10 protein-coding genes are annotated in these 12,801 nt (G+C 41.1%); 1 reads left to right on the top strand and 9 read right to left on the bottom strand.

All coding sequences use genetic code 11. The features are described 5' to 3' along the window. Window positions 1-2: 2 nt before the first annotated feature. From hutI to hutC, 6 genes are all read right to left on the bottom strand, one after another. Complete coding sequence (gene hutI, locus ACXM0J_RS13505) at window positions 3-1,208, bottom strand: imidazolonepropionase (protein WP_086265713.1); 1,206 nt, start codon at window positions 1,206-1,208, stop codon at window positions 3-5. 51 nt (window positions 1,209-1,259) lie between these two features. Beyond that, a complete protein-coding gene (locus ACXM0J_RS13500) occupies window positions 1,260-2,672 on the bottom strand; it encodes an amino acid permease (RefSeq protein ID WP_086265714.1) in 1,413 nt (470 codons plus the stop codon). A gap of 64 nt (window positions 2,673-2,736) precedes the next feature. After that, on the bottom strand, window positions 2,737-4,275 hold the full coding sequence (hutH, locus tag ACXM0J_RS13495) for a histidine ammonia-lyase (protein WP_046812104.1): 1,539 nt from the start codon (window positions 4,273-4,275) through the stop codon (window positions 2,737-2,739). Window positions 4,276-4,362: 87 nt separating this feature from the next. Continuing rightward, complete coding sequence (gene hutU, locus ACXM0J_RS13490) at window positions 4,363-6,030, bottom strand: urocanate hydratase (protein WP_080947673.1); 1,668 nt, start codon at window positions 6,028-6,030, stop codon at window positions 4,363-4,365. Between the two features lie 261 nt (window positions 6,031-6,291). Further along, a complete protein-coding gene (locus ACXM0J_RS13485) occupies window positions 6,292-6,867 on the bottom strand; it encodes a HutD/Ves family protein (RefSeq protein WP_213034445.1) in 576 nt (191 codons plus the stop codon). Next, window positions 6,864-7,616 carry a histidine utilization repressor gene (gene hutC / locus ACXM0J_RS13480; RefSeq protein WP_086265715.1) on the bottom strand — a complete coding sequence of 251 codons (753 nt, stop codon included), beginning with the start codon at window positions 7,614-7,616 and terminating at the stop codon, window positions 6,864-6,866. Before hutC ends, ACXM0J_RS13485 begins: the two co-directional genes overlap by 4 nt. A gap of 354 nt (window positions 7,617-7,970) precedes the next feature. On the opposite strand from hutC, the gene ACXM0J_RS13475 reads away from it, so the two are divergent. Then, a complete protein-coding gene (locus tag ACXM0J_RS13475; protein ID WP_086265716.1) occupies window positions 7,971-9,083 on the top strand; it encodes an acyltransferase family protein in 1,113 nt (370 codons plus the stop codon). Window positions 9,084-9,116: 33 nt separating this feature from the next. Here ACXM0J_RS13475 and zigA read toward each other — a convergent pair whose 3' ends face one another. The 3 genes from zigA to ACXM0J_RS13460 form a co-directional block, all read right to left on the bottom strand. Next, a complete protein-coding gene (zigA, locus tag ACXM0J_RS13470) occupies window positions 9,117-10,382 on the bottom strand; it encodes a zinc metallochaperone GTPase ZigA (protein WP_086265717.1) in 1,266 nt (421 codons plus the stop codon). A 141-nt stretch (window positions 10,383-10,523) separates the two neighbouring features. After that, entirely contained in the window at window positions 10,524-11,210 is a 687-nt protein-coding gene (zrlA, locus tag ACXM0J_RS13465; protein WP_046812109.1) for a D-Ala-D-Ala carboxypeptidase ZrlA, read from the bottom strand. 163 nt (window positions 11,211-11,373) lie between these two features. Beyond that, on the bottom strand, window positions 11,374-12,762 hold the full coding sequence (locus ACXM0J_RS13460; protein ID WP_046812110.1) for an amino acid permease: 1,389 nt from the start codon (window positions 12,760-12,762) through the stop codon (window positions 11,374-11,376). Between the last annotated feature and the right edge of the window lie 39 nt (window positions 12,763-12,801).

Genomic DNA, 12,801 nt, shown 5'->3' with positions numbered 1-12,801 from the left:
GTCTAAAAAATAACTTCTTTTCCATGCTGAACGACTCGCTTAGGCAAATCTCCGCCCAGCCAGTAAACTATTTCAGATGGATGTTCAATATCCCAAGCCACAAAGTCAGCGACTTTACCTTGCTCTAAACTGCCGTGTGTTTGCTCTAAACCGAGCGCTTGTGCCGCATGAATGGTGACACCCGCTAAAGCTTGCTCAGGTGTTAAGCGGAATAACGTACTGCCCATATTCAGCATTAAACGTACAGAAAGTGCTGGAGATGTACCCGGATTTAAATCACTCGACAGCGCAATACGCACGCCATGTTTAATGAGACTTTCAATTGGTGGATATTGTGTTTCACGCAATAAATAAAAAGCACCTGGTAGTAATACAGCAACCGTACCCGACTCTGCCATGGCTTTCACATCATCTTCGGTCATGTACTCTAAATGGTCAGCCGACAAAGCATGATAACGTGCTGCCAAGCTTGAACCACCTAGCGATGAGAGCTGTTCAGCATGAAGCTTAACGGGTAGACCCAATGATTGTGCCGTTTTAAAAACACGTTCAACCTGAGCGGGCGAAAATGCCAAATGCTCACAGAACGCATCTACTGCATCGACTAAACCTTCAGCGTGCAGTTTCGGCAGCATTTCTGTACAAATATGCTCGATATAAGCGTCGCTTTGATCTTTGTATTCTGGCGGTAAAGCATGAGCAGCCAAACAGGTGCTTTTGACTGTCATTGGTAAAGCTTCACCAATTTGACGGATCACACGCAACATCTTGCGTTCATTTTCATAATTGAGTCCGTAACCAGACTTAATTTCGATAGTCGTTACACCGTCTTGCTGCATGCAGCGAATACGCTTAAGGGCTGATTTAAGTAATTGTTCTTCGCTTGCTTCACGCGTTGCACGCACTGTGCTGGCAATACCGCCACCGCTTGCAGCAATTTCAGCATAGCTCACGCCTTGTAAGCGCTTTTCAAACTCAACACTACGGTTGCCACCAAAAACACTATGCGTATGACAATCAATAAACCCGGGGGTTACCCAAGCGCCATTTAAGTCAAATGTTTCGGAATAAGTGTCGGCAGGAAGTTCTTGTTGTTTTCCAATCCACTGAATGAGATGCCCTTCTGTGACGATTGCAGCATCTTCAATGTAGGAATATTGCCCATTTTGCATGGTCGCAATGTGGCAATTTTGCCAAAGTTTTTTCATTCGCCTTTCCTCAAAACTGCCCAATAGCAATACTATCAGGCAGTTGACTTGTTAGCTTTCCATCTCAATATTTTGCGGGACTGAATTATTTTGCTTTCCCAAATTTTGCTGAGGTTTTACCCAAATACGATAAGCAATCATTAACAGAACAAGCCATGTGATTCCGACATAAATTGCAGGACGCGAGTCTGGGAAATAACCCATCATGACTAAAATGAACACCATAAAACCAATTGCAAAAGCAGGAGCATAAGGCCAGCCAATAACTGGGAAATCAAGTGCTTTAATTTCAGTAGTAGATAACTTACGGCGCATCGCGACTTGTGAAAGCAAGATCATGAGCCACACCCAAACAGTTGCGAAAGTTGCAATTGAGGCAATGATCATGAATACATTTTCAGGAATCAGATAGTTCAGCACTACACCAATTAATAGCACACCAGCCATAACCACAACAGTCATCCATGGCACACCATTACGTGACAATTTTTGGAAAATTCGAGGTGCTTGACCACGGTTTGCCATGCCATAAAGCATACGCCCTGCACCAAAGACATCACTATTAATCGCTGAAACTGCTGCTGTAATAACAACAATATTTAAAATTGTTGCCGCCGATTTAATGCCTAAATTCTCAAAAATCTGTACGAAAGGACTACCTTGGCTACCGATCTGGTTCCATGGAAAAATCGACATCAGTACAAAAATGGTCAGTACATAGAAAAGTAAAATACGTACTGGAACTGCATTAATTGCTTTTGGTAACGTGGTTTTTGGATCTTGTGATTCACCTGCTGTAATACCAATAATTTCGATACCACCGAAAGCAAATACAACCACAGATAAACATGCCACTAGGCCTGCAATCCCATGTGGCATAAAGCCATCATAAATCCATAAATTTTGAATCCCCGGTACCACACTGCTATGGTCAGCATGGAATCCATAGAACATTAAGCCTATTCCACCTAAAATCATGGCAACAATGGCACTCACCTTGACAATAGAAAGCCAAAACTCGAGTTCACCAAAGACTTTAACGTGAATCAGGTTAATTGCCCCCAAGAACATAATCAGCGATAGAATCCAGATCCACCGTGGCACATCGGGATACCAGAACCCCATATAAATACCAAAAGCAGTGACATCAGCTAAAGCAACAATGATCATCTCAAAGACATAAGTCCACCCTGTGGTGAAACCCGCTAAAGGACCAATGTACTGCGAAGCATAGTGGCTAAACGAACCAGAAACTGGATTTTGGACTGCCATTTCACCCAGTGCACGCATCACGATATAAATTGCAATCCCTGCAACGATATACGCAAGTAATACTGAAGGCCCTGCCATTTTAATGGCAGTTGCCGAACCATAGAAAAGCCCAGTTCCAATTGCTGAGCCTAATGCCAAGAAACGAATGTGGCGGGTGTTCAACCCCCGCTGTAATGTGGAGCTTTGTGACATTATAATCTCCAATCCTTGAGGATATTTAGTTAGATTCGGCCACTCCATGTGACCGTTTTATTAATCACACTTCAGATAAACTAGGGAGTAGTTTTGGAATAAGTAACTCGTTTAAGCAGCCGCTTGAGAGTAATTCACTTGCTTGTTCAATATCAGGAGCAAAGAAACGGTCTTCACTGTAGTAAGGCACTTGAGCGCGCAAGATTTTACGAGCTTGTTCAAGTTTAGGCGAGCTTTTTAGGCCTTCACGGAAGTCTAACCCCTGACAAGCGCCTAACCATTCAACAGCTAAAATGCCACGGACGTTGTCAGCCATATACCAAAGACGTTTACCCGCATTCGGAGCCATTGATACATGGTCTTCTTGGTTGGCAGAAGTCGGTAAGCTATCAACACTTGCTGGATGTGCAAGCGCTTTGTTGTCACTTGCAAGAGCAGCAGCGGTAACTTGAGCAATCATAAAGCCTGAGTTAACACCACCATTTGCCACCAAGAACGGTGGAAGTTGTGACATGTGACGATCCATCATCATCGAAATACGACGTTCAGACAGTGAACCAATTTCTGCAATTGCCAATGCTAAATTGTCGGCTGCCATTGCAACAGGTTCTGCATGGAAGTTACCACCAGAAATCACGTCACCTTGTTCAGCAAACACAAGCGGGTTATCAGATACGGCATTGGCTTCAATTTCTAATACTTCAGCAGCCTGACGGATTTGAGTTAAACATGCACCCATCACCTGTGGTTGGCAACGTAATGAATACGGGTCTTGAACTTTGCCACATTCTTCATGCGAACGAGAAATTTCACTCGAATCAGTCAATAAATCGCGATAAGCCGCAGCAACATCAATTTGACCACGTTGACCGCGTACTTCGTGAATACGTGCATCGAACGGTGAGCGTGAACCCAGCATCGCTTCAACACTTAAACCACCACAAACTGTCGCAGCAGCAAATAAATCTTCCGCTTCAAATAAGCCGCGTAAAGCATAAGCAGTCGAAACCTGTGTACCATTTAAAAGTGCTAAACCTTCTTTAGCAGCCAAAGAAATTGGTTCTAAGCCTGCAATTTTTAAAGCTTCAACTGCTGGTAACCATTCACCTTTATAACGTGCTTTACTCTCACCCAATAAAATTAGGGACATATGTGCAAGTGGTGCTAAGTCACCTGATGCACCTACTGAACCTTTAAGAGGAATATGCGGATAAACCTCAGCATTAATTAAAGCCAACAAAGCATCAATGACTTTACGGCGAATACCAGAGAAACCACGCGCCAAGCTATTTGCTTTCAATAGAATAATTAAACGAACCATTGCATCATCAAGTGCTTCACCTACACCTGCCGCATGCGAGAGAACTAATGAACGCTGTAATTTTTCTAAATCTTCAGGAGCAATCTTGGTCGAAGCAAGTAAACCAAAACCAGTATTAATGCCGTAAGCTGTACGCCCTTCATTTACAATCTGCTCTACACAAGCCACACTTGCATTGATTGCAGATGAAGCACTTTCATCTAATTTAACTTTAATTGGGTTGAGGTAAGCTTGACGTAAATCGGCTAAGGTTAGTTTTCCCGGTTGGATCAGTAATTCCATGTTGGCTTCCTAATTTTTTGCACTATATTCTGCTGAGACGGTGCTTTTCACAATTGCAAAAAGCACCGCCAGTTCTTCCGTGTATTTTTATTGCGTGATCATTGGCAAGTGTAGGCCTTGCTCTTTCGCACAGTTAATCGCAATCTCATAACCTGCATCAGCATGACGCATAACACCTGTTGCAGGGTCATTGGTTAATACGCGAGCAATACGTGCAGCAGCTTCATCTGTACCATCACACACAATCACAACGCCTGAATGTTGAGAGAAGCCCATACCTACACCACCACCGTGATGTAAAGACACCCAAGTTGCGCCGCCTGCTGTATTGAGCAACGCGTTTAATAAAGGCCAATCTGATACTGCGTCTGATCCGTCTTGCATTGCTTCGGTTTCACGGTTTGGACTCGCAACCGAACCTGAGTCTAAATGGTCACGACCAATCACAACTGGTGCAGACAATTCACCGCTACGAACCATTTCGTTAAATGCCAAACCAAGTTTTGCACGTAAGCCTAAACCTACCCAGCAAATCCGCGCTGGTAAGCCTTGGAAGCTAATACGTTCACGTGCCATGTCTAACCAGTGATGTAAATGTTCATCATCAGGAATTAACTCTTTAACTTTGGCATCTGTTTTATAAATGTCTTCTGGGTCACCAGAAAGCGCTGCCCAACGGAATGGACCAATACCACGGCAGAACAATGGACGGATGTATGCAGGTACGAAGCCTGGGAAATCAAAAGCGTTTGCTACGCCTTCATCTTTCGCCATTTGACGGATGTTATTACCATAGTCAAAAGTTGGAACACCCATTTTTTGGAAATCAAGCATCGCTTGTACATGCTTTGCCATCGACTGTTTTGCAGCTTTTACAACAGCTTCTGGTTCAGTTTTCGCACGTGCACGGTATTCATCCCAAGTCCAACCTACTGGTAAGTAGCCATTAAGGGGATCGTGCGCACTTGTTTGGTCAGTCACCATATCTGGACGTACACCACGACGTACAAGCTCAGGTAAAATTTCAGCAGCGTTACCATGAAGCGCAATTGAAATTGCTTTACCTTCTTTTGTATAGCGGTCAATACGCGCTAAAGCATCGTCTAAATCAGTCGCTTGTTCATCTACATAACGCGTACGTAAACGGAAATCGATACTTGCTTGTTGGCATTCAATATTTAAAGAACACGCACCTGCAAGTGTTGCAGCTAAAGGCTGAGCACCACCCATACCACCTAAACCAGCAGTAAGAACCCAACGGCCTTTTAAGTCACCGTTGTAGTGTTGGCGACCTGCCTCAACGAAAGTTTCGTAAGTACCTTGTACAATACCTTGGCTACCAATGTAGATCCACGAACCTGCTGTCATTTGACCATACATCGCCAAAGCTTTTGCGTCTAACTCGTTGAAGTGTTCCCAGTTTGCCCAGTGCGGTACAAGGTTTGAGTTTGCAATTAAAACGCGTGGAGCATCTTTATGAGTTTTAAATACGCCTACTGGCTTACCTGATTGAACTAATAACGTTTCATCAGTTTCAAGATTTTTTAAAGTATCTACAATTTTGTCGAAACATTCCCAGTTTCGTGCTGCACGGCCAATACCGCCGTATACAACTAACTCTTTCGGGTTTTCTGCAACGTCCGGATCAAGGTTATTCATCAACATACGTAATGGAGCTTCAGTTAACCAACTTTTAGCCGTCAATTCAGTGCCGCGTGGCGCACGAATTTCTACATCACGAAATTTTGTTGTCATTGTTGTCACAGGCGGACTCCTTCCTTTGAGCTTACATCAGCAGAACATCACTTGTTTCTGCATTTGTATAGTAATGTATTAACTTGTATATACATCTATATACTACACAAATATTTTTTGGCGTGAAGAGGGTTAGTTATATTTTTTTAGAGAAATTGAATAAACTTATGAATTAAATTAATTTATTTTTGTATCTAGCATAAAAAAAGCACATATCTTTTCACTAGACATGTGCTTTCAAATAAGCGAATTACTTAAGTTTTAACGTTGAATTAGCTCAATAACGTAACAACCGTTTGGCTGATTTTGCGTAAAATGAACCGATGTTAACCCACTATTTTTTTCAATTTTTAAAGTCTCAGTAGCAGCAATCTGAAAGGAATGATCATCAACATTTACTTCCGTTTCAGCGCCCTGATTAAAAATAAAAATCAGGTCTGCCGAGCTAATAAATGTCTGCTCCGCCGCATCATTCAACCGCTGAAAACGGGCATGAAATTTTGCAGGATCATAAATTAAATTTAAATCTCGAATTGCCCCATCGACCAATTCACTTTTGACCTGACTTTCACCGTCAAAAGCAAAAATATCGCCTTGGTTCAGCTTTTTGGCAGGAAGATCATCGACATGCAATACCATGCCCTGTCCATCAAGTACGCTAATAATGCGCTGCTTACTGGGAAATAGTGAAAATGGCCCAGAAGTGGTCACATCTGCCATCGAAATACGCCAATCGAAATCAGCCTCACCTTGGCTTCGAGCAATTTCCAAAGTAAAACCCGCACCATTTTTCCAAAGCATTTTTGTATATTGATCGGCCCTGATCAATTCAATCATGGGTTAAATTTCCCTTCGAGATAATAGCGACTACCCGGGTAGATCAAACGCGCACTTGAAATGAGTTGTTTATTTGACCATGTACGGCGGCGAATGAGTAAGCATGGCTCAGCTTTAGTAATCTTCAACCACTTACACTCTTGAGGAGATGCTAAAACGGCCTCAACAATGTGTTCACCTTCTGTCACGGGTGCTTTTGCCATGAGGTAAGCATTTGGAGTAATGGTTTTAAAATCTTGTTCTAAATAATCTGGAATAAGCGCTGCATCAACTAAACGATCCTCGACCTGCACAGGTACATCATTTTCATAATGCACAATAATCGAATGAAATAATCTTTGCCCTTCGCGAGTCTGCATTAATACGCTTTGCTCTGCATTTGCATAAATTTGTTCTAAGACTAAAACTTCAGCATGGTGCTTATGGTTTCGTGCAATAATCTCATCGGCAATATTATTAATTTGAAAAAGTGCAGTTCGGCCTTGCCCTTCAGCAACGAAAGAACCAACGCCTTGAATTCGAACAAGTAAGCCTTCTGTTGTTAACTCACGTAGCGCACGGTTTACCGTCATACGGCTACAGCCGAGTTGATTAACCAGTTCACTTTCCGAAGGAATTTTTTTATTTACAGCCCACGAGCCTTCATAAATCTTTTTTGAAATCAGCTGTTTGACGCGTTGGTATAGAGGAACTGGACTATCAGCTTCAATCGAAAGCTCAGTATGTTCTTGTTTTGATGTTCTGGGCATAACTAATTACTCAAAAAGGCAGCAGGCAAAAAGGTATTTTAGTTGACATGCTATGTATATACAACTACATACAACATGTTAATTTATGAATTAAATAGATTTCAAAAAGTTTAAAAAATAAACATATCTCAATAAGAGCTAATTTAAAGTTTTATGTAGAGAAATTCAAATATATTAGGATTTTATCAATATTTATTTAATAGTTATTTCTGCTAAGTCTATGCTCAATTCAAGGATGTAAAAAGTATCGTCTTTTCTAATTTACGAAATGATGCTTAAAACTTTTATTTAAAATAACTGATCGATAGTATTCTTCTGCCACACAGTATATTAATAAAACTGGAAGCACATCGAATGCGTAATTATAAAATAGATATTCTTCGAGGAATCTCTATCCTTTTGGTTCTTTTACATCATTTTAATATTCCCTATAAACTCAAAGATACATGGTTAGGTTTTGATTTCTTAGGTGAAGCATTTAGCACAGTCATCGCAAGAAATGGAAATTATGGCGTCACCATGTTTTTTGTGATTTCGGGTTTTTTAATTACCCATCACACTTTAAAAAGAGATAAACAATTTTCCGCAATTAACCTCAAGCATTTTTATATCCGACGGGCAGCGCGTATTTTACCGTGTCTGATATTACTCATTTTAGGTGTAAGCATACTTGGTTCATTTGACTTAAAACCCTTTATGAACCAAGCACCGAATGGCATTGAGGTTTCCTATCCACTAACAATTTTTGCGGCTTTAACCTTCTGGATGAATATCCTGATTATTAAATTTGGTTGGGTAAACTACGCTTTGGGAGTGTTGTGGTCACTCTCTGTAGAAGAAGTTTTTTACTTTGTTTTCCCATTATTGTGCCTACTCACACGTAGTAATAAGGTCTTTATTGCTTTACTTGTTGGCGTAATTTTATATGGCCCTTATTTTAGATCTCTGCATTTTGGAGAAGAAAGCGGCGCTTATTTATATCATTATTTTTCAAGTTTTGACGGCATAGCAATTGGCTGTTTAACGGCGATTTTTTCTCATAAATACCAGCCAAATTGGCACTATAAAAAACCTTTTTCTTGGTTGCTTATTTTGGGTATGGCCGCTCTATATTTATATGCACCAATTAAAGAAGTGAGTACATGGGGTATTAGCTTATTTGCTCTTGCCACAGGCTTACTGATTTTGTGTTTTCAACATCCTGCTGGAACGCAAGCGCATAGCCTATTTACCAAAGTGATGGTCTGGTTGGGGCAAAGAAGTTATGAAACTTATTTGTTTCATCTGGTTGTGCTGGGCCTTATGAAAGTTGCTTTTATTCCGGCCCAAACCGACTCTAGCATCAAAATTATGCTTTTAATTAGCTATCTGGTTTTGACTTTTATCATCAGCGCAGCGATTGAAAAATACTATTCAACTCCGCTCAACAACTATATTCGAAAGATTTTCATTAAAGATAAATCATAAAAATAAGCCCCTTTAAAATAGGGGCTTATTTAATTAAGCAATCAACATAGTTTCATCATCTTGCTTAAAAGGGTTAGACCAGCTCTGCCAAACTTGTGGCCCTAAAGCCATTTCTTCATCGCTTAACAAGCAACGATCTAAGCGTTGTATTAAAGCCTGCTCATCCATTTGCATACCAATTAAAACCAGCTCCTGACGCGCATCACCTGTGCGGGCATCCCAATTTTTCTTAATTTGTTCAATACTGGCTAGGTCACTCGGCCAGTCTTCTTCTGCAACGGCCGCCCACCAATAACCAGCTAAGCCATGTCGAGCCATTGCACCCGCTTGTGACCATGAATAAGCCAATGTCGGTTCGGCAGCCAACCAGAAAAAGCCTTTGGAACGCACGACTCCCGGCCATTCAGCCTGTACCAAATCATAAAAACGCTCTGGATAAAAAGGTCGACGCGCGCGGTAAACAAAGCTACTAATGCCATACTCTTCAGTCTCTGGCGTATGCTCACCACGTAACTCTTTTAACCAGCCTGGTGCTTGTGCGGCTTCATCAAAATCAAATAGCTGTGTATTTAAGATTTTATCTAAAGCGATGTTTCCAAATTGTGCAATTTCAATTCGGGCACGCGGGTTTAATGTTTTTAAAATGGCGATAAGCTGGTCTTGCTGAGCTTGGTCAATCAAATCAATTTTATTCAGCACAATCACATCACAAAACTCAATCTGATCGATAAGAAGGTCAACCACAGTTCTCTCATCTTGTTCGCCTAATGACTCGCCGCGTTGTTGCAGGGAGTCAACTGAACTGTAATCTTTAAGAAAGTTAAAAGCATCGACTACCGTGACCATGGTGTCGAGTCGAGCGAACTCATTGAGTGAGTTTCCATCTTCATCTTCAAAGGTAAAGGTTTCTGCCACAGGTAAAGGTTCTGAAATGCCAGTTGACTCAATGACTAACTGGTCAAAGCGTCCTTCATCAGCTAAACGTCTTACCTCAACCAATAAATCTTCTCGTAGCGTACAACAGATACAGCCATTACTCATTTCAACCAGCTTTTCATCTGTTCTTGAAAGCTCTGCCCCACCTTCACGTACTAATGCCGCATCAATATTCACCTCAGACATATCATTGACAATTACGGCAATACGGCGGCCTTCACGATTATTTAAAATATGGTTGAGTAATGTGGTCTTTCCTGCACCTAAAAAGCCCGATAGAACAGTGACAGGAAGCTTGGCAAATGAGTTGGCGATTGCAGTGCGCATGGCTTGATCTCTTTGAATAATATTTAAACTGATCATGGCTGGCCATTTAATATGACCAGATCACAGGCGTAATCTATTTCTAAACCACAATAATGTTATGTTATAACATAACTATTGATCAAGTTTTTATTCCGCTTTTATTCAAAACAACTCAGTTAGTCTTTGAAAAAATTGCTTTTATAGTCCCTGACAAATTGAGGTTTTGTAGTGATGGTCAGGCCCCCATGCACGGAATCCTTGGCTATCAATATGAATTTGTCCCGAAGCATAAACACCTAGTCCCATATTAAGCGCTTGACCTTTTGTGGCCCAAAACTGACAAAGTTTGGTTTTGGTTTGTTGAATATTAAACTGGTCTAAATCACTCGGCTGTTCTGGGCCAATTCGAAAATCAAGCGCTGCATTAAAGACATGTCGAGAAGCATCAGCACCACCCGCACAGCGGTTTAGATATAACGCTCGGTAGACCGAAGTCACTTCAAAATCATTAATTACACCATCCTCAACTAACGCTTTTAAAATACTAAGTGTCGGAACGATATTGGACCAAATCTCGCGTGGTGGCACTGCGTAAGGCTCAACTCCACATTTTTGCCAATCTCGAGCTGAGCGTAATAACTCATGGTCTGGCACTAAATCGGCAAGTCCCTTTTGCTTAAGAAATTGCTTGTAAGCTTGCACAGACTGTCGATGGTCTGCTGTTGCTAACCACGCAACATACGCCTCGGGTTGAGGCTTTATTCTGACCACTGTTTTTGTAGGTTGAGGTAAAGTTGTTTGGGTGTGTTGAGGAATTGTTGGCTTGGGAGTTTGAGTGCTACATGCTGTGAGAGATAATAAAATTAAACCTAAATAACGCTTCATAAATATGCTCTATCTTCACCAAAAATGGGAAAATTGCTCATCATTAAATTAATGAAATGTTATATTATAACAATAATAAAATCCTTTAATTTCTGTTGCTAAATTTTAAAAATAAAAAAGGACGCCTGTCAGACGTCCTTTTTAGATACAACTCAATAAATTATTAAATATCTGCTTCTAAGGCAGGTACAGACTGCTCAGCTTTTAATTTTCGGCGTTTAAATTGGTACGCCACCATTAAACATAAGATCCAACCAGGAATCATCATGACTGCAACACGCATATCTGGTGTTAAAGACATCACGATCAAAATGCCAAGCATAAATAATATGCATAAATAGTTGCTAAACGGATACATAAAGCTTGGGAACTTCGTTGTTTGCCCTTGGTGCTGCATATATTTGCGGAATTTTAAATGCGTCCATGAAATTACTACCCAGTTAATTACAATCGCTGCAACTACCAGCATCATGAGCAAACCAAATGCTTTTTCAGGGAAAATATAGTTTAACAGTACACATAAAATAGTGACTGCCGCAGAAAGGATTACTGCATTGGTTGGAATACCACGTTTATTAATACGTGCAAATACTTTTGGTGCATTTCCTTGTTGCGCAAGGCCCAATAGCATACGGCTACTGCAATAACTTGTGCCGTTATAAACTGAAACCGCTGCTGTCAAAATAACAAAGTTCAATAACGTTGCAATGCCTTGGCTATCTAAAGAAGCAAAGACCATCACAAAAGGGCTTCCGCCTTGTGCCATTTGATTCCATGGGAATAGCGAGAATAAAACAAAAAGCGTCGCAATATAGAAAATCAAAATACGGTAAATAATTTGATTCACAGCTTTAGGTAAAGTTTTATCAGGGTCACGCGCTTCAGCCGCAGTAATACCGAAAAGCTCAATACCACCAAAAGCAAAAATAATGACTGCCATCGCCATCACTAAGCCTTCAACGCCAAACGGGAAGAAACCACCAAGTGCCCAAAGGTTCGAAATGCTTGCCTGTGGACCTGCTGTGCCTGTTGCAAGTAAATATGAACCAAAGCCAATCATTGCAAGAATTGCTAAAATTTTGACAATAGAAAACCAAAATTCCATTTCGCCAAAAAACTTAACGTGTAGCAAATTAATGCCATTAATTAAGACAAAGAAGGCTAAAGCAGATGCCCACGTCGGAATTTGCGGCCACCAATATTGAATATAAAGACCAATTGCGCTTAGTTCTGCCATACAGACGAGAACATTGAGTACCCAATAGTTCCATCCTGACATGAACCCTGCAAATGGTCCCCAATATTTGTAGGCAAAATGACTAAAAGATCCACTGACTGGCTCTTCAACCACCATTTCGCCAAGCTGACGCATCATTAAAAAAGCAATAAATCCTGCAATGGCATAACCGAGGATGACCGATGGACCTGCTAATTTAATCGATTGTGATATACCAAGAAAAAGCCCTGTGCCAATCGCCCCACCCAATGCAATAAGCTGGATGTGCCGATTACTCAAACCATGTTTCAGGTTTCCTTGCTCTTGTGCTGACATATGATTATTCTCATCCGTGTCACGTAATTTTTTTCCAAT

Source organism: Acinetobacter sp. GRABPA_MV_2, from assembly GCF_056725885.1.
Note: the sequence above shows the minus strand (reverse complement) of the source record. Positions and strands in the feature narration are given on the sequence as shown.